Origin of the sequence: Chengkuizengella axinellae, from assembly GCF_030730905.1 — a bacterium.
Classification (GTDB): Bacteria; Bacillota; Bacilli; order Paenibacillales; family KCTC-33759; genus Chengkuizengella; species Chengkuizengella axinellae.
On the sequence record NZ_JAVAMP010000001.1, the window covers coordinates 175176 to 194638 of the forward strand.

Below are 19463 nucleotides of genomic sequence, written 5' to 3' on the forward strand. Positions count from 1 at the left end.
GAGAGGGTAAATAAAGAGTGTTGATAAACGGCGCTCTTTTTACATTCCAGCCCATAGATAAGAGTCCAAGCAACTTTATTAGAATGTACATAAGATAATGTGAAATGATATTTTAATCTAAGAAGTTGGAGGTAACTGTTATGGGATTGAAAGATGAACCTTTTGTTGTAATTGATACGGTTTCAGTAGTGGGTAATATATATGGCTCTGGAGGAGATTTAATTTTTCTTGAGCCCAATGACCCTACAACAGTAGCTACCGTAGATGTATGCGTTAAACAACCAGAGAAAACACAGGTATGTATTGATTCAATGGTTCAATTTGCAGTAGGAGGTACCGGAGGAGTAGGTTCTGATGTAACATTTCAAGTATTATACGAAATACATCGTAATGGCGATGTTATAGCAAGGATTAATGATGAAATGGATTTTGAATTAGCTGGTGGTCGAGGACAAACAAACTTTCCAAACTTTCCTGTAGTTGATAACGATCCAATTGGTGGTATCAATACGTATGATCTAGTATGTACAAGAGATACAACAAATGAAAATGCTGTAGCTGTAATTAATGCAGCATCACGAAGCCTTAAAGCAACAGTAATAACATTATAGAATTAGAGTTTAAAAATATAATTATATGATTAAACGATTAACAGAAAGGACGTAGAGATACGTTCTTTTTTACATTCCAGCCAATAGATAAGAGTCCAAGCAATTTCATTAGACTATTCATAAGATAAGTTAAAGGATAATTTAGTGAGTTGGGAGGTGAGATTATGGGATTGAAGCAAGACCTTTTTGTGGTGGCTCAAAGTTTTTCGGTATTGAACCCTTATAATATTTTTAATCCAGATCCAAATGTTATTTCTCTTGATGAAAATGTTCCTACAGAAGTCCTTAGTATTGATGTGTGTGTAAAAAAACTGAACAAAACAAAAGTATCTCTAGATTCAATGGTTCAAATTGCTATACTTGATATTATAGGTGATGAAGACTCTATATCCTTCGCAGTGTCATATGATCTACTACGTAATGGTATTCCCATTACATTTATTAATGATCTAATGGATATTGCAACACCTGGTGATGGGAATATATTTAGATATACAAACTTTCCCAACTTTCCCGTTATAGATAATGATCCTATTTTTGGAATGAATAATTACGCACTTGTATGTACAAGGTTTCAAGGTCCAACTTTTGTGTTTGCTGGCTCCCGAAGTCTAAAAGCCACAGTAATAACATTATAGAATTAGAGTTTAAAAATATAATTATATGATTAAACGATTAACAGAAAGGACGTAGAGATACGTTCTTTTTTTTGTTGGGAAAATATCATCCAGTTATTTTATATGGCTATTGGGGTGGGAGCCAAGGATGATAAATGGAATGACTCCTTGGATACTGGTAATTTTCTGTATAAAAGTGGAAGTTATTATACAGAAAATGAGACTGCTAGGGATGGTGTAGATGCAATCACCAATATTCCCCACTGGAATTAGGTAACTAGTGGGGATTTTTTGAGTTGTTGAAAATTTGAAATTCTAGGTGATTCGTTAATTTGTTGTTGGTTAGATGGTGAAATTAGTGTAACCTTACATGAAGAAAAAAAGTAAATTTCCCCATTAAATATTGAAACTATAATTCCTTCTCCGACATCAATGATTCTAGTATCTTCAAAATTGTCACCAATAAAATCTATATCAACTGTTTCACCAATCATTGACTTTGCTAAATTGGTAATAGGGTCTTCACAACAAGCACATTCACCCTTATTTTTTTTATTAGACTTTATTAAATTTATCGGATTTATTGTATCAAAGATTATGGCTATAGAAATTTGGCTAATTGGAAATTGACCAAAATCAGTAAAAGCTATAAAATCTTTAACTTGATTTAAAGTACCGACATCTTGAAAGGTTGGAGTTATTATACCTACTTCTCGATTCACCAACTGCTCCAATACACACTGCATCGGGCATACACAACAATCGCACTTAGACTCATCAAATACACCCATGAAATCACGTCCTTTAGTTTTTTTATATTATATGTCCTGAAAGAGTTTTTTGACTGGACGTGTGTACTGTATAAAGGGATATCCGCTAATGCTAGTGGATTATGGAGTGGTGCTAAGAATATAGTGCAGAAGTAAATTAATTTAATATCCCTACTGGCTTTAGGTAGCTAGTGGAGAAATGGTTCTTCTAGAAGGTCTATCTGGATCATTAATTTGTTCTGTAGTTAACGGGATAACCCTTGTTATTGAGCATGTGGAAAAAGTATTTAAAAATAAGCTAGCTCCAGCTGCACCCTCAAGTCCTATAAGAATCCCTTCACCTACTCCTATGATTTCGTTTGGTAATGGTGATGTAAAAGTAGAAATGAATTCAACATCGAAAGTATTCCCAATTTCAGAACTTAGTAAATTTGTCATAGGGTCTTCGCAGCAAGCACACTCACCTTTATTATTTTTAATAGATTTTAAAGCAGATAATACTTGTGTAATATTCGTATTTGTAGGATCCCCAATATCAACATGAGTAATTTGACATATTGGTATATCTCCTTCGTCAGAAGTTGATACAATAAAATCTTCAACACTTGTAATAATAGTTGTAACACGACTAATAGGTGTATCAATTCCTATAAGCCCCACTCCAACCAACTGCTTCATAACACACTGCATCGGGCATACACAACAATCGCAAATTGACTCATCAAAAACACCCATGGAATCACGTCCTTTTCATTTTTTATTAATGTATTCCATTAAATAGTGTTTTGACTGGACGTGTGTACTGTATAAAGGAATATCCGCTAATGCTAGTGTCAAGGTGTGATTTGACTTAATATAATAAAAGCAAGGTTACGGATATCTAAGCGCTTATTGCAGACACCCATGAAAAAGCTTCTCCCCATAAAAAGGAGAAGCTTTCTTATTGTTTATCATTTTTATTATGTTTCTAGGAGGCTCACTAACAATAAGTTCAGATGGCGAGGGCAAAGGTACAAAAGTAACTTCGACAATAACTAAAAAAAGATTGTAAACATGAAGCAAACTGGATAGGTGATGACCAGATGATAAAAGTGCTACTTGTTGAAGATAGCGAAATGTGGCAAAGAAACTTGAGTGAGGACATTGGACTAGATGAATCGTTTGATTTAGCAGGTATAGCAAGCACGAAAGAGGAAGCTATTGATGCGGTAAAGAAGATGGATATAAACCTTACAGATAATAATTTAGATGGCATAGATGCTGCTGAAGAAATAAAAGATATCAGTGATTGCAAAATAATCATGCTTACTTCATTAGATGAAAAAGAAATAATTGAAGAATCTTTTGCAGTTGGTGCAAAGGAATGACTAAGAATGAGATAGCAAAGGCATTAAATAGATCATTTCATACAATAAAAAATCAATTGAAAATAATACGAGAAAAACTGAGGGGGGGGGACTAATATTTTAGTCCTCCCCATTTTTTTTATTACGTATTATGATTAAATTAACAGATCGATCTAATGGCAATGTTCTTTTTATTAAACCATCTAATTAAGGAGTGAATTAGTTTAGCTATGAATGTATTTACTTACACTGTTGAAACTGAAGAATTTATGAATTTTGAGATACTAAGGGAGATGTTCTGATTATCTCTCCTAGACTAAAATATCACAATGATGATTTAATGATGATAATTGTTTTAGATTCAGAAAGAAAACTTATTAAACATTTTAACGAAGTTGGTTCTAACGAACACGTACTAGGTAGAATTATGTCACGTGAAATGAATGTGTAAAAAATGTGTAAAAAAAAATCAGTTTCTATGTTTTTTAATCGTATTCTTACCAAATAAATAAAAATAAAAAAACCCTTTGAAACACTGTTATATCAACGTTTCAAAGGGCTTGGTATATGTATTTAACTTGACTCACAAATTAGTAATGGCGTCCCAGGAGAGATACAGTAATCTGACTGCGATGTTATGCTCTCGAAGTTTATGCTCCGACGAACTCTTACGTTCGAATTATCTCTGGGTCTCTGCACTTCTATGTAGTTTAAATGGCGTCCCAGGAGAGATTCGAACTCCCGACCGACGGCTTAGAAGGCCGTTGCTCTATCCAGCTGAGCTACTGGGACAAGTTTGTTTTGTTTGAAGCGACAAGAAATATAATATCACATGATTTTTGATTAAGCAATACTATTTTTAAAAAAAATCAAAAAAAATTTAAGCAGACAAAAAAATCGCTCAAATTAAGGAAAAAGAAACCATAATATTCTTATCATTCTAATTATTTGATCGATTCACAACCCATAACATAAAGAAAGAAATGAGTATAATACTAACTACCCACAGCCACACTAGCGTCATATTTCCTGTATCTGCAGCTAAATAAATGGCAGTAGAGATGGTTTGTGTTTTATTAGGAATATTTCCTGCAAACATAATCGTCGCTCCAAATTCCCCTAATCCTCTTGCGAAACCTAGAATATAGGCCGTTATAAAAAACTTAAAAGATAGAGGGGTTGTGATGTAACGAAAAACTTGCCACTCAGATGCCCCGCTATTTCTTGCAGCATTTTCGATTTCCTTCTCAACAGATGAAAAACCTGATTTGAGAGTTTGGTAAACTAATGGGAATGAAACAACAACTGCTGCAACTACAGCAGCCCACCAAGTGAATATGAGAGGTTGATTAAATAACCATTCAATGGTCTGCCCAAACCAACTATTTCTTCCGAAAATAATCAATAGAAGAAACCCAACTACAGTTGGCGGCAGCACCATAGGAAGCATAAAGAATGTTTCAAGTATTGATTTACCAGGAAATTTTTTTCGTGCCATCAAAAATGCTAGCGGAATTGAAAACATGAAAACAACAATACTAGCAGTTAGAGCAACCTTCAGTGATATGATTATAGGTGCGATAAATGATTCCAGTTCAAAGTTTGTCATAAGCTTTACCTTTATTTTTAGTATTAGAAATATAATTCACCCTTATATTGTTGACTGGGTTCCCCATCAATTTACAAAGATGATCTCACAGGTTCACTGTAGTTTGTTAAACCATACTCTTCAAATATAGTTTGTGAATCTTTTTCTTGTAAAAATGAAATGAAGGTACTTGCATACCCATGATTTTTTGAATCTATGGTTATACCAACAGGGTAAATAATTGGTTCATGTAAGTTTGGATCAGACTCATAAATAATTTTTGAGTGATTGGATTTTAATGCATCACTTTTATAAACAAATGCAGCATCTACATTTCCTGTTTCTGTATAATTTAAAGCCTGTCTCACATTTGTTGTGAAAACAACCTTTGATTCCAATTCATACCAAAGCTCTTTTTCAATTAGAAGTTGTTTTGTATAACTACCTGCCGGAACGACAGAGGGTTCTCCACTTGCTATAGATGCAAACTCAGCTTTTAATAAATCATCTAGTGATTGTAGATAAAGATCAGAGTTTTGATGTGTAATAAGAACGATTTGATTTGAAAGCAAATTAACGATATCATTTGTTTCAATTAAACCGAGTGCAGCTAGCTCATCCATATATTTTTTATTAGCTGAAAAAAATACATCTGCAGGTGCTCCTTGTTTAAGTTGAGAAGCTAAAGTCCCTGATGCACCAAAATTATAAATAATTTTAATGTCAGGATGTATTTTTTCGAATTCATTTTTTATTTCGTTTAATGCATTTGTTAAACTTGAGGCAGCAGAAATATGTAATTCAGTTACACTGTGTTTCCTGTCATTTTGCAAGGAACAAGCACTGAGTAGAAAAATGACGAATAAACATATACTAATCTTCAATATTACATTTTTGGTTGTGAATAGCATTTCAGTGTCTCCTTAATAAATATAAGTTAACCTAAAATATATATTACACTTAAAACAAACGTTTAAAAAGCCCCTTAAAACCTAAAAAAGAGAAGAAGCATAATCCTATTTTTTTTCAGGATCTAAAAATTATAAAAATTCAAGTTGTCATGAATGATAAACATCCAATGATTGAGAGGTGAAAGAAATGACACATAAAAGAAATATAGTTTTGTTCCCAGGAACACTGCAAAATTATCAGAATACATTAACGTCTTTGTTGGAGACAGAACAATATGACGAAGCATTGAAACTCCTGCAATACTTGCTTCAGTGTGAAGGAGAAGATGAAGAAACATACGAGGAATGGGAATTACTTTTAGAATGGTTAACAACACACACAAAAGAGCTAAAAAAGGAGGATAGAGTGTATGGAGAAGAATTGGATGAAAATAGGTTGTTAAATGATCATATTCAAACAAAACTGCTAAAGGATGAAGGTTATTCTCAAAAATTATTAGAAATGTTGTTTCACAAATCGTCTCCGGAAAAAAAATGGTTAGCGTTGGATCAGCTGGTACACATAGATGATGTGGAAATAAATCAAAAGATTATGGAATGGCTGCAAAATGAAAAATTGAACCCGATGCTCCAATTTAAAGCATTACAAACGTTAAAACAACGAGAAGCTAAAGGAGAAATTACGTTTGATAGGTTAGGTGAAAAAGTTTCAGTATCCATAGAGAATACACCTATTCATTTTGAGGATTATCCAAAGGTTATTGTTGATGTAGTTGATCGAGTGCGTCATGAAACAGAAGATTTCGATCAAATGATTAGTACGTTTGCAGAACAGACTTGGAAGGAGTATTTATCCTATATATATGGAACGCGTATATACTTGGAAAGTATTGAACTTCAGAATTCAAATCCTTTTGCTTGTGCATTACATAAAATCGCTTTAGAACTAACGATAGGAAACATAGATGAAGAACAATTACTTCAGACTTATGGATTAAGCAAAAATGAAATGGCACTTATGCAAAAAACATACAGGAATATGAAATCCTACATCGAAACGGTATTACAGACTAACTAAAAAAAATCTACAAAGAGTATTGATTTATTAAGGTCATCTTTTGTATAATAAAGTTTTGTAGGAACGGAATTTTTCTATTCGTCCTTCGCATGGACAATATTTAAAGTTTATCTTATAATGTAGTGGTTATAATGGTAGTATAGATAATTACCTATTAAGAGGTTGTTCAAAAAGTCCCCCTTTGATCACGAAGGAATACAGAGTAAAGACTATACCCAAAAAAGTGTAGAAACATTTTGTAGTGTAGCCTAATACTTTTCGGGGCCCAAACATTCAGTGAAGATAGTCGATTGCTTATGTAACAAATCACTACACTTGCTGTACCCAAAAAAGTGAAGAAATTCTGAAACACAGTTCAATTACTTTTACGGGGTCCGGCACTTTGAGAGAAGGGTAAGCTAGAAACGGAACTTTTTGAACACGGATCGTAAATAAGAAACGGTAAATTTTTTGGAGGGGAAAGCATAAAATGAAAGCAAGCTGGGAAAAATTAGAGAAGAACGAAGGAGTTCTTACTGTTGAAGTAGATGAGAGTCAGGTAGCGGAAGCTCTTGATCAAGCGTTTAAAAAAGTAGCTCAAAAAACAAATGTACCTGGATTCCGTAAAGGTAAAGTACCTCGTCAAGTTTTTGAAGCAAGATTTGGTGTTGAAAGTTTATATCAAGATGCATTGGATATAATTTTGCCTGTAGCTTATACTGACGCAATTCAAGAGACTAAGATTGATCCAATAGATCGTCCTGAAATTGACATTCAACAATTCGAGAAAAATCAACCATTGAAATTTACAGCAAAAGTACAAGTTAAACCTGAAGTAACATTAGGTGAATATAAAGGTTTGGAAATTCCAGAGAAGGAATTCTCTGTTACCGAAGAAGCTGTAGAACAAGAATTGAAAACAAATCAAGATCGTCATGCTGAGTTGATTGTTGTAGAAGAAGGCGCAACAGAAAAAGGCGATACTGTGATCATCGACTTCGAAGGATTTGTTGATGATGAGCCATTTGAAGGCGGAAAAGCAGAAAACTACTCATTAGAGCTAGGTTCAGGTTCATTTATTCCTGGGTTTGAAGAACAAGTAGAAGGAATGTCTAAAGATGATGAAAAAGATGTAGAAGTTACATTCCCTGAACAATATCAAGCTGAAAATTTAGCTGGAAAACCTGCTGTTTTCAAAGTGAAATTACATGAAATTAAAAGAAAAAAATTACCAGAGCTTGATGATGAGTTTGCCAAAGATGTAAGTGAATATGAAACATTAGCTGAATACAAAGAAGATATTAAAAAACGCCTTCAAGAAGCAAAGGATAAAGAAGAAGATCAATATAGAGAGAGCACAGTTGTGGAAAAAGCGACTGAAGTATCTCAAGTTGAAATTCCACAAGTAATGATTGACACAGAAACGAATCATATGATTGAAGACTTTCAAAATCGTTTAAAAATGCAAGGAATGACTTTAGAAATGTATTATCAATTTTCTGGTCAAGACGAAGCAGCTCTTAAAGAGCAAATGAAAAACGACGCTGAAAAAAGAGTAAATCAAAGTTTAGTGTTAGAAGCGATTACAACTAACGAAAATATAGGGGTTACTGAAGAAGAGTTAAACGAAGAACTTGAAAAATTAGCGAGCATGTATCAAAAAACAGCTGAAGAATTAAAAAGCATTTTTACAGCAAACGGAAATATAGAATCCTTAAAGCAAGATATTGCTAATCGCAAATCAATTCAACTTTTACTTGAAAATAGTGTGAATGTACCAGCAGTCGAAGAAGTAGCTGAAAAAGCGGAAGAGACTGTAGAAGAATAATCATAACTGACTTGTAGAAGGCACAGCTATCTTAGCGCGTGCCTTATTTTTTACCTTAAAAGGAAAGTAAAGTTGGTAACAATATGACATCGAGGTCAATACATGATAAAATAATTAAAATGAATTTAATTTAGCAAATTCATTTTAAGATTCATTCTGTATAGATAAAAGGAGATGTAAGCATGAATCTTGTACCCATAGTAGTTGAGCAAACCAATCGTGGAGAGAGATCTTATGATATTTACTCGCGTTTACTTAAGGATCGTATTATTTTTTTAGGCAGTGCCATTGATGATAATGTTGCTAATATTGTGATCGCACAATTGTTGTTTTTAGCCGCAGATGATCCAGATAAAGATATACATTTGTACATTAATTCACCTGGAGGCTCTGTTACTGCAGGGATGGGAATTTTTGACACTATGCAATTTATTAAACCTGATGTTTCAACCATTTGTGTAGGATTGGCAGCGAGTATGGGATCATTGTTGCTTACAGCAGGTGCAAAAGGAAAACGTTTTGCTTTGCCAAATAGCGAGGTCATGATACATCAACCGCTTGGTGGTGTGAGAGGTCAAGCAACTGACATAAAAATTCATGCGGATTGGATTATTCGTACAAAGAAAAAGTTAAATCAAATATATGTAGAGAGAACAGGACAACCTATGAGTAAAATAGAGAGAGATACTGATAGAGATTTCTTTATGAGTGCTGACGAATCAAAGGAATATGGATTAATTGATGAAGTTATTGCTCGCACCGATTTAATAACAAAGGAGTGATGGAATGTTTAAGTTTAACGATGAAAAAGGCCAGTTAAAATGTTCTTTTTGTGGAAAATCACAAGAACAAGTAAGGAAGTTAGTCGCAGGTCCAGGTGTTTATATTTGCGATGAATGCATAGATTTATGTACAGAAATCGTTGAAGAGGAACTAGGTACTGATGAAGAGCTAGAAGTACAGGAGATACCCAAACCTCAAGAAATTTTTGGCATCCTCAATGATTATGTTATCGGTCAAGAGCATGCTAAAAAATCATTATCCGTTGCTGTATATAATCATTACAAACGCATTAATTCCAGAAATAAGGCTGAAGATGTAGAATTACAAAAAAGTAACATTGCTTTAATTGGACCAACAGGAAGCGGAAAGACACTTTTAGCACAAACTTTAGCAAAAATTTTAAATGTTCCATTTGCAATTGCGGATGCAACATCTTTAACAGAAGCAGGTTACGTAGGTGAAGATGTTGAAAACATTTTATTAAAACTAATTCAAGCTGCTGATTATGATGTTGAAAAAGCAGAAAAAGGTATTATATACATTGATGAAATAGATAAAGTTGCTCGAAAATCAGAAAATCCTTCGATTACAAGAGATGTCTCTGGTGAGGGTGTACAGCAAGCTCTTTTGAAAATTTTAGAAGGAACAACTGCATCTGTACCTCCACAAGGTGGACGCAAACATCCGCATCAGGAATTTATTCAAATTGATACAACAAATATATTATTTATTTGTGGCGGGGCGTTTGATGGCATTGAACCTATTATTAAACGAAGACTTGGGAAAAAAGTGATCGGTTTTAACAACGAAGCTGCAAAGAATAACTTGATGAAAGATGAAGAAGACTTCTTATCCATGATTTTACCTGAGGATTTATTAAAGTATGGTTTAATTCCTGAATTTGTTGGTCGTTTGCCAGTTATATCATCATTAAATAAATTAGATGAAACTGCGCTTGTACGCATACTTAAAGAGCCAAAGAATTCTTTAGTGAAACAATATCAAAAGCTGCTTGAAATTGATGGAGTAGAACTTGAATTTGAAGATAATGCATTGAATGAAATTGCTAAAGAAGCAATTAAACGAAATACAGGTGCTAGAGGATTAAGGGCTATCATTGAGGGTGTAATGTTAGACGTAATGTATGAAGTCCCATCTAAAACTGATATAACAAAATGTGTGATTACAGAAGAAGTAATCAAGGAAAAAGTCGCTCCTGAGTTGTTAAAGGATAACAACGATAAAGAAGAGAGTGCATAAATATTAAACAATACTTAAATTACCTATCTTTACTGAAGCTGTTTCTTCTTGAATCAGTATATCCCACTTATTGGTATTACAATGTGGATAGTTGGGATAGGTAATTTTTCATGGGAGAGTAGGTTATGTTTTTAAGGGATGAAACGAAGCCTGTTAAGGTTGGGGATTTAACGATTGGTGGAAATAATGAAGTCATTATTCAAAGTATGTGTACTACTAAAACAGCCGATGTTGAAGCAACGGTTGCAGAAATTCACCGATTAGAAGAAGCGGGATGTCAAATTGTTCGAGTTACTGTGAATAACAAAGAAGCAGCTGATGCTATTAAGGAGATAAAAAAACAAATCAATATTCCACTAGTTGCAGATATCCATTTTGATTATAGACTGGCTTTATCTGCTATTGAGAATGGGATTGATAAAGTTAGAATTAATCCTGGAAATATTGGCAAAAGGGAAAAAGTTGAAGCTGTGGTTAAAGCATGTAAGGAACGGGGAATTCCTATTCGAATAGGTGTAAATGCAGGTTCGCTTGAGAATCATTTATTAGAAAAGTATGGTTATCCTACTGCAGATGCGATGGTTGAAAGTGCTGAATTTCATATTCAGATTTTAGAGGAGCTTGATTTTAAAGACATCATTGTATCTTTGAAAGCATCCGATGTTCCTATGGCTATTGAAGCTTATTCTAAATTTGCAGAAAAGTTTGATTATCCAATGCATTTAGGTATTACTGAAGCAGGTACATTAAACGCTGGCACAATTAAAAGTGCTGCTGGTTTGGGGGCCTTATTGGCAAAAGGATTAGGTTCTACTATGCGCATTTCTTTAAGTGCTGATCCTGTAGAAGAAATTAAAGTTGCAAGAGAATTATTAAAGTCGTTTGGGTTGATTTCAAATGCGGCTACATTGGTTTCATGTCCAACTTGTGGAAGACTTGATATTGATTTATTTTCAATTGCAAATGAAGTTGAAGAATATATACAGAATGTTAAGGTTCCAATTAAAGTTTCAGTTCTTGGCTGTGCTGTAAATGGACCTGGAGAAGCTAGGGAAGCCGATATCGGAATTGCTGGTGCTAGAGGTGAAGGGATGTTATTTCGCTATGGAGAAATGATCCGTAAAGTACCAGAAGATGAGTTGGTTAGTGAACTAAAAAAAGAAATTGATGTGATTGTTGAAGCTTATGAGCGAACTGGTGAAATTCCTGGTCGTCACGAAGCCTCAAAAAGCGGAATAATAAAGTAAAATATAACTTACCTCCAAATGAATAATAAATTTTTTTTAAAAAAAGTATATAAAAGCTTCAAAAAAGCCATACTATTTTTGACGGTGAAAGAGAGGTGTGGTTCCGTTGGACAACCAATTCAACGAATCAGCCGAAGTGATTCTTTCTGATTCGATGTAGAAGCATACCCAATGAAAAAGTTTAAAAACTTAGACAATGGGTATATAAATCAACTTTATCAAATATTCAACATTCCATGTTATCTTCTATTATGGAAGTGTATAGGATTGTAGAAGCTAGATAAGTTCAACTTTTTCCAGTTGGATTATCTCCACTGAAAAAAGAATTCGCTTTATTGTACTCACAATAAACTGAAAGTTTCTCCTCGTAGATTGAGTTTCAAAAATCACCGTCGAAAGACCTCTAACTATTAGTTAGGGGTCTTTTTAGCATGACATATTAAGTTTAATACTTCTACCATTGGTATATATGTAAAATATAGACAGAATTAGTTCTTATATGGTAATATATGGACAGAATAAAACATCTTGAATCTAGCATCAATTTTATAGTGAAAAGGAGAGGAATTATATGTCAGAGGAAAAAAAGTTGAATCTTGAGGAAGAAGAATTTAATCTTGACCTTGAGGTGTACGAAGTATCATCAGCTACAGTTTTAGAAGCAATGGGAGCATCAAACGGTCATAATTCTTGTTCAGTAGTAAAAACTAAACACTAAATGTAACAATGAATGCTCAGTTAGGTATGTTAACTGAGCATTCACTTTATTTTAAGTATCTCAATATTACATGATGGAAGAGTGTTGTGCATGAGTATTTACAATAAATATATTGTTAGAAGTCCAGCGATAGAAAAAAATTACATATATGATCTTTTTTATTCAAGTGATCTTCATGATTATATTCTAAACATGATCAATGATCTTTCCTTTATGGAAAGAATTTTGGTTGCAAGCCACGACTTATATCATCAATTGATAGAGATTAAAAACGGAAAACAAATGAATGAAGATGTAGTCGTTTCTGTTATGAAATATATTCTAAGAATGTCATCAAGACCAATGCCTTATGGTTTATTTGCAGGATTATTAGAGAATGATTTCAATTCTAATACAAATTCGACATCAGACTCTTATAAAGAAGTAAGAGTTTCGCTGGATTGGTTAAACCTTCTTGTTAGAAGAATAGAGCAATCTCAAGTTCTTGATTCTAATCTGTTGTTGTATAAAAATAATTTGCTCAGGGAAACGAATGATAAGTTTTATTTGGATATAGCGGTAGACGATAGTCAAAATAGAATAAGTCTTAGAAAAACGAAGTTTCTTCAAGACTTAATGTCAGTATTAGACACTTCTAAAGGAATGAATGAAGTTACTCAATTATTGAGTGGAGGTAATTCACAAAAAGAACATCATATTCTCGAAGCAATTAAACGTTTATTGAACAATAATATGATCCTTAGCCATCTTCGACCACATTCAATATTAAGTCAGGAAGATAGATATGGATTACAATTTATTCTCAAAGAAAAAGCACTCATTAATACAGAACTATATGAGCAATTGTTAGAAATAGAACAATTAATAGAGTCATATAAATACAGTCAGGTTGGTAAGGGGATTCAGACTTATCAGGAAATGATTCAAAAAATGAGCGAAGTTTGCAAAAGTAAAAGGTATGTTGTAGTGGATCAAGTTTCTCATCATGCTTCGTATAAGCTTGATGCAGAAATTGCACAGCATTTTGTTGATGATATTCAGTTTTTAACATCATTTAATGTTTTTAATTCTTTTCATAAATTATGGGAAAATTATGAGTATAAGTTTCTTGATGAATATGGTTTTTTTAATGAAATCAATTTAATAGATTTAATTGATGAGGACACTGGTATTGGTACCCCTAAGTTTAATCAAGATTATAACAGCATGAATTCAGTGAAAGAAGATCAGTTTAATGAATACTTATTAGATCTAATACAAGTAGCTATTTTAAATAATAAAGACCACATTCATTTATCCAAAAGTGATATTCAATTTATTACAGATCTATTCCAAACTCATTTAGAAAAAAAAATAAACGAAGGTTATGATGTTAAGTTTAATATCATTAAAGAAAATGATAAAGAAAAAATCGTTTTAAATGAAAATTCATTTAGTAATACCTCTACTTCATTCAGAGGAAGGTTTAAGTTGAATACGAAGGAGGATAAATCAACACTGAGTTACAATAATTGTAATTATGTGAGTGTGGAGGTAAATGTTGTTGCCAATCATTATAGTGATTTGGGAGTAACTTATGATAAAGATAATATACAATTATTGATCCATACACCAGTGCCTTGCGAGAATAATGCTTATATTACGATAAAGGATATTGTTGTCGGGTTAGATCATAATGGTCTTTATTTGAAAAGTAAGTCTTTAGGAAAAAAAATTATTCCTACCTTTACTCACATGCTGTATTACAGTAATTTCAACGAAGATCCTTCTCTTTTATTTTTACATCAGTATGGAAAATATATTTCTAATACTCCTAGAGATTTTTACTTAGGTGTAGCGGAGAATTTGAACTATATTCCAAGAATTGAATATAAACAAAATATTTTATCTCTAAAACGCTGGAGAATCAAAAAAACACTTATGGAAAGAGAAGTAAACACAACGGGTAAAAGTAAGAGACAGTACCTTTTAGATTTTGTTGAAAATTATAATGTAGATGCTGTTGTTTACATGCTTAAGGGCGATATGAGTTTACCTATCCATGTACATACATCATTAGGTATGGATTTATTGTTGAATGAATTGAACAATCAGAGTACGGAGGAGCATGTCGTTTTAACAGAAGCGCCAGAATTAAATGATCCAAACGATTCTACTATGAATTTAGATTTTATTATAACTGTGCTGCCTGAACTAGATAAATTTAAACAACTTAATGAAGCTGAAAATTGTTATGGTGATTCTGTATCAATCCCTGATCTTAGTTGGATTTATTACCACATTTATTATAGAAAAGGGGAGAGGATAAAGATAAGTTGCAGCTGCATGAAATGGTTAGATGAACAGAAGATCCATCAATATTTTATAGTGAGTTACAGTGATGCTGCTGAACATATTCGTTTGAGGTTTAAACACGATAATCCATTGCTAAAAGAGAAGTTTCATTTGTTTTTACAACAATGGGTGAAAGATAAAACGATAAAAAAATATTCCGAAGAAATCTTTTTTCCTGAATATTCACGATATGGCGGTCATGAATTGTGCAATGTGGCATACGAATTTTTTTGTTATGATACGAAGTTTTTAGGCATAGTGAATGGGTTAAAACAGTTCAATCATAAAAGTAAACTCGAACAAGGGGTTATGGTTTGTCTATATACAGTGATGGATTTATTTGATCGTTATGATACTGCTTTTGAATTTTTAAGAGACTTACGAGGTGAAAAAAATAAATCTGTATTAAAAGAGTTTAGCACGAACAGGCAAAAGTATACTGGTGCAGCAAGAGAAATACTTTTTATCTACGATAGAGAAAACGATGTTCTTTTTCAGAAAAGAAAAATAGCTAGAAAATATAGTGAGCAAGTTCATCGATCATTTCAAAGTGAAAGAAGTTTTTACATTTTTAAAAGCGTAGTTCATATGACAATGAATAGATTTATGGGAATTGATCGTGAGTTAGAGAATAAAGTTTATGAAACAGCCAGTTATACTTTTTACAACCTAAAGTACACATTGGATATACAAGGAGGTTACCATGAACTTCTATGAGGTCACTTGTTATGTCAATGAAGAGAATCCCAATCACCCAGTGTTTAAAACTTTGAAGAATATCGCACAAAATGAACAAAGTTCAACTTTAATTAAGGGTTGGCAGCATGGATACCATGTTAAAATAATTGGTTTTTTGGATGGCGAAAAAGTGGATAAATACTTCAAATTATTATCTTCCATCTTAGAAAATGAACCTACATACATTTACTCTACTGAAAGCTTTAAAAAAAAATATAAAAAGATTTCTGAGATCACGAATCATGTTCAGGCGAATGAAGAAATTTATCAAAACAAAGTGATCATCAAACAAATTACGGACTGTTATCATTTTGAGAATATGAAGCAATTGCAATTATATGTATTTACTCATCAAATATTTGATTCTTTTTATATAGATAATTACTGGAAGGAAAACGATATATTAACAATCGTTCATGATATATACCTGTTCGTGAAATTATTGCCAGATAAGGTGATCAGCGAAAGAGATTTATTATACTCTAATGGTTATACTTCTCATTTATCACATTATATTGGATTCTTAAACTCTCTTAAACAAAATGATAGAAAACGGATTCAGCAAATGTTCAAAAAAAGAGTAACAGATGATATCAGACAGTTAAAAGATGGTACCCAAAAAGGGAATGTAGAATTAGTTTCAAAATTATTTGAGGTTTATCAATTCGTTTCTAAGTATGTAGATGATGGAATGATCAATTTTCACTCTCCACATTCTTCAAAACAATTTAATTCTAAAGTGAATCAATCATCAATAAGACATGCTTCCATTTTTGAAGATGAGGAGTTGAAGGAAGCGGTTTTGAGAGACAAAGTATTATGTACAAATAAATGGATTTTGAATGTATTGTATGAAAAATTAGTGTTATTAAACATAAAGCCCATTGAAAAGTTTTATATGAATTATTTAATCAGTTTAATGCGTTATGAAGAAAAACTATTGGAGGTGAATTAAGTGAATGTTTATATAGAACCAACGTTGCATATTGTTGATATTGATTCTGACTTTATTTTAACGACAAAAGATAAAAACTTAAAAATGAATTTAAGTGATAAACAAAAAGATTTGACTTATAAGTTGTTGCAAAAAATAAAATTGAATTCAAATATTTCTCTTCTTTTAGAAGATAACAAATCCTTTGAGTCTCAAATGTTACAAGTACTGATGAAAAATAACATAGTGAGACTTCATACTGATGAGGAAGAGTCAGTTATCATAAAAGGAATTCATTGTATTCACGGAAAATTGTCATTTCTAAAGTCAATTCAACAACAGATAAGCACAAAAAGTAAAATGATAGAAAGTAATTATGGACAATCATTATGTTTGGACGATGAGGTTTTAAATAAGAAAGAGATATATGTGTATGTATGTAGAGAAAGTCTGTATATCGCAACAAAACCATTAAACAAGTTAAACACATATACGGTAGATAGTGAAATGATGGAGCAATATGCGTCATTTGTTCTTATGGAGAAACTTAGGGATGACGTACTTGATATAAGGGATACTGTTATTATTAAAATTGACTTGACCTTGTACAACAACGAGATTGATTATCTTATTACAGAACAGGTGAACGAAATAAATTACTCCAATAGTTGTTTAGTTGATGACAAGTTATCTGGTTACACAGTTGACTTTAATGTAGAAAACTACTTTCCACTTGTACAATGTAAATACCAAGGTGTAGAGAGTAATAGAAACTTATCCTCCATTGGTTATGACAAAGAAGATGCGATCCGAAACTTATTTATCATTTTAAATGGTTCTGGCATTGATGAACAATACTTCATTAGAGGAAGTCACACAGAGTATCCCTTGAATAGCGAATCATTCCTTCGTAAATTTATCAATATTTATTTCTCAAAAAAGATTTATATTCATCATATTGAAGAAGATCATAAACAGTTTAAGAGCGATAATATGACTATTATTTATAAAGGGAAAAACACGTGTAATGAACACACTCTTTTTTTAACGCTGTTCGTTAATCATCAATTTGAAGGGAAAGAGTTGAAGATAAGTGGAAACGAAATTATTAATGAACAGCTTAAAGAAATTATGTCTTGATATTTTCAGAAACATGGATGTTGATTGTCTTAGTACAATGAATGACTCAATTCAAGTGGATTTTAAGGGGATAGCTTTGACTGTAATTTGTTCGGACGAATGGTTGGAGATTAGAAAATGTCCCGTAGAAGAAACATATAAAGAAGGGTTAGAGTGGCCATGTATGATAGATAAGCACACTGGGAATATGAATTTGAAAAAAATGATAACCTTTTTTTTATTAAATATACATAAATTCGATGCCCTGCTTATTAATTCAACAACGATTAAATTATCGTACACTTATCATCAAGTTCATAATCAGGTTAAACGTAGCCCTGAACAGAAAAGGTTAGAAAATAATATTCCAGTGAAGGATCTTATTTATTTACTTCTTTTCTACAAAGGGGGTTGCATATTTGATGAAAATGATGGGATTGTATCTGTGGCGAACCGAGAAGATTATGCTATACAAGGATTTGGTTATGATTTTAATATTGATCATGCTAAGTTTAAAGCGATAGCCGAATATTTAGAAAGAAGTGCTGCATCAAGTAAACTTCCCCATACATTAAAGGCTAGTTATAGAGAAATTCAGAATAAAGCGGTGTACCCTAAGGTTTTAGGAGTGTACGATGGTGAAGTTGTTGATAAATACAATGATCTTGAAATGTACAATGATGATCTTTCTTTTCATTGGGTTCTAGCAACTTCTTTGTTAAATGATAAAGAGGAATATATCCCTGAACAAATTAGTCAATATTTACGGCAAGATATTAAAAATAGATATGTTTATGAAAGTTCTAACGGCTGCTCAGTAGGAAACAGCATAGAGGAAGCTTCGTTATACTCCATATTGGAAATAGTTGAAAGAGACATATTTATGAATTTTTGGTTTGAGGATGAGCATTCTATTCATTTCATTGAATTTGATCGTGAGAGAAGTAACATACTTGGAAGAGAACTATATTTTGAAGAATTAGGATATCATTTAGAGTTTTATTATATTAAAAATAAGACTGAACTTCCTGTGGTTTGGTGTTTGCTGCGAAGTGTAAATCAAGACAACATTTTTTATTCGATCACAGGTCTAGGTTGTCACATAAATATTCAACATGCAATAGATTCCGCTTTTTATGAAGTTTATAACTCTTTTCAAAAACTTGCTAATCATTCAATGGATAAGGTTATCGAACATTTAAATAGAATAGAGAAAACAAATGAGATAAATGATGTACTAGATCATATTTATTATTTTCTATCGTATCGCTCAAAACCATTAGTGGAGCAAAAGTTGAAAAGTGCTAAATCGTGTAACTACACAGATTTGACATCTAAAAAGAATTTTCAAAGTATTTATGTTGAAGAAGAGTTGTCATATGTGAAGGACAAAGTAAAGAGGGTGTACAAAGACATACTTATTGTGAATCAAACGAATGATTTTATGAGTGCTCTATCATTGTATTGCACCAAAGCGATTTTAATAGGGGCTGCACCTTTAGATTTTACATCTCACTTAATAAGATTAGTAAATGATGAAAAGACAAATCGTCGAATTGAGAATCGGAATGTGCATCCATTAGCTTGAATTAGCAGTGAGGA

The 19463-nt window shown here is 32.5% G+C and carries 17 protein-coding genes and 1 tRNA gene; 13 read left to right on the forward strand and 5 right to left on the reverse strand.

Translation table 11 applies throughout. The features are described 5' to 3' along the window. Positions 1-140: 140 nt before the first annotated feature. Positions 141-611: a hypothetical protein gene (locus Q5Y73_RS00950; protein ID WP_305989975.1), complete on the forward strand. Its 471-nt coding sequence runs from the start codon at positions 141-143 to the stop codon at positions 609-611. Positions 612-775: 164 nt separating this feature from the next. Next, positions 776-1249, forward strand: coding sequence for a hypothetical protein (locus tag Q5Y73_RS00955; RefSeq protein ID WP_305989976.1), 474 nt, complete (start codon positions 776-778; stop codon positions 1247-1249). A 248-nt stretch (positions 1250-1497) separates the two neighbouring features. Here the strand turns inward: Q5Y73_RS00955 and Q5Y73_RS00960 are convergent, their stop codons facing one another. Beyond that, positions 1498-2019, reverse strand: coding sequence for a hypothetical protein (locus tag Q5Y73_RS00960; RefSeq protein WP_305989977.1), 522 nt, complete (start codon positions 2017-2019; stop codon positions 1498-1500). A gap of 159 nt (positions 2020-2178) precedes the next feature. Beyond that, positions 2179-2733, reverse strand: a complete 555-nt coding sequence (locus Q5Y73_RS00965; protein ID WP_305989978.1) for a hypothetical protein — start codon at positions 2731-2733, stop codon at positions 2179-2181. Between the two features lie 347 nt (positions 2734-3080). On the opposite strand from Q5Y73_RS00965, the gene Q5Y73_RS00970 reads away from it, so the two are divergent. Further along, on the forward strand, positions 3081-3365 hold the full coding sequence (locus Q5Y73_RS00970) for a response regulator (RefSeq protein WP_305989979.1): 285 nt from the start codon (positions 3081-3083) through the stop codon (positions 3363-3365). Positions 3366-4059: 694 nt separating this feature from the next. On the opposite strand, the gene Q5Y73_RS00975 is transcribed toward Q5Y73_RS00970, so the two are convergent. The 3 genes from Q5Y73_RS00975 to modA form a co-directional block, all read right to left on the reverse strand. Then, positions 4060-4136, reverse strand: a tRNA-Arg gene (locus Q5Y73_RS00975). A 148-nt stretch (positions 4137-4284) separates the two neighbouring features. Beyond that, entirely contained in the window at positions 4285-4953 is a 669-nt protein-coding gene (modB, locus tag Q5Y73_RS00980) for a molybdate ABC transporter permease subunit (RefSeq protein ID WP_305989980.1), read from the reverse strand. Positions 4954-5024: 71 nt separating this feature from the next. Continuing rightward, entirely contained in the window at positions 5025-5843 is an 819-nt protein-coding gene (gene modA, locus Q5Y73_RS00985; protein ID WP_305989981.1) for a molybdate ABC transporter substrate-binding protein, read from the reverse strand. A gap of 187 nt (positions 5844-6030) precedes the next feature. On the opposite strand from modA, the gene Q5Y73_RS00990 reads away from it, so the two are divergent. From Q5Y73_RS00990 to Q5Y73_RS01035, 10 genes are all read left to right on the forward strand, one after another. After that, positions 6031-6921: a HEAT repeat domain-containing protein gene (locus tag Q5Y73_RS00990; protein WP_305989982.1), complete on the forward strand. Its 891-nt coding sequence runs from the start codon at positions 6031-6033 to the stop codon at positions 6919-6921. Positions 6922-7390: 469 nt separating this feature from the next. After that, on the forward strand, positions 7391-8728 hold the full coding sequence (gene tig / locus Q5Y73_RS00995) for a trigger factor (RefSeq protein WP_305989983.1): 1338 nt from the start codon (positions 7391-7393) through the stop codon (positions 8726-8728). A gap of 182 nt (positions 8729-8910) precedes the next feature. Next, entirely contained in the window at positions 8911-9510 is a 600-nt protein-coding gene (gene clpP, locus Q5Y73_RS01000; RefSeq protein ID WP_305989984.1) for an ATP-dependent Clp endopeptidase proteolytic subunit ClpP, read from the forward strand. 4 nt (positions 9511-9514) lie between these two features. Beyond that, on the forward strand, positions 9515-10771 hold the full coding sequence (gene clpX / locus Q5Y73_RS01005; protein WP_305989985.1) for an ATP-dependent protease ATP-binding subunit ClpX: 1257 nt from the start codon (positions 9515-9517) through the stop codon (positions 10769-10771). Between the two features lie 125 nt (positions 10772-10896). After that, the gene (gene ispG, locus Q5Y73_RS01010; protein WP_305989986.1) at positions 10897-12018 is read left to right on the forward strand and encodes a flavodoxin-dependent (E)-4-hydroxy-3-methylbut-2-enyl-diphosphate synthase; all 1122 of its coding nucleotides are present in this window, start codon (positions 10897-10899) and stop codon (positions 12016-12018) included. 571 nt (positions 12019-12589) lie between these two features. Beyond that, positions 12590-12736 carry a thiopeptide-type bacteriocin gene (locus Q5Y73_RS01015; protein ID WP_162038103.1) on the forward strand — a complete coding sequence of 49 codons (147 nt, stop codon included), beginning with the start codon at positions 12590-12592 and terminating at the stop codon, positions 12734-12736. Positions 12737-12826: 90 nt separating this feature from the next. Further along, a complete protein-coding gene (locus tag Q5Y73_RS01020) occupies positions 12827-15787 on the forward strand; it encodes a thiopeptide-type bacteriocin biosynthesis protein (protein WP_305989987.1) in 2961 nt (986 codons plus the stop codon). Then, on the forward strand, positions 15774-16763 hold the full coding sequence (locus Q5Y73_RS01025) for a hypothetical protein (protein WP_305989988.1): 990 nt from the start codon (positions 15774-15776) through the stop codon (positions 16761-16763). Before Q5Y73_RS01020 ends, Q5Y73_RS01025 begins: the two co-directional genes overlap by 14 nt. Then, positions 16764-17882, forward strand: a complete 1119-nt coding sequence (locus Q5Y73_RS01030; protein ID WP_305989989.1) for a hypothetical protein — start codon at positions 16764-16766, stop codon at positions 17880-17882. Continuing rightward, positions 17836-19449: a YcaO-like family protein gene (locus tag Q5Y73_RS01035; RefSeq protein ID WP_305989990.1), complete on the forward strand. Its 1614-nt coding sequence runs from the start codon at positions 17836-17838 to the stop codon at positions 19447-19449. The genes Q5Y73_RS01030 and Q5Y73_RS01035 overlap by 47 nt, the downstream gene beginning before the upstream one ends. The last annotated feature ends 14 nt before the right edge of the window (positions 19450-19463 follow it).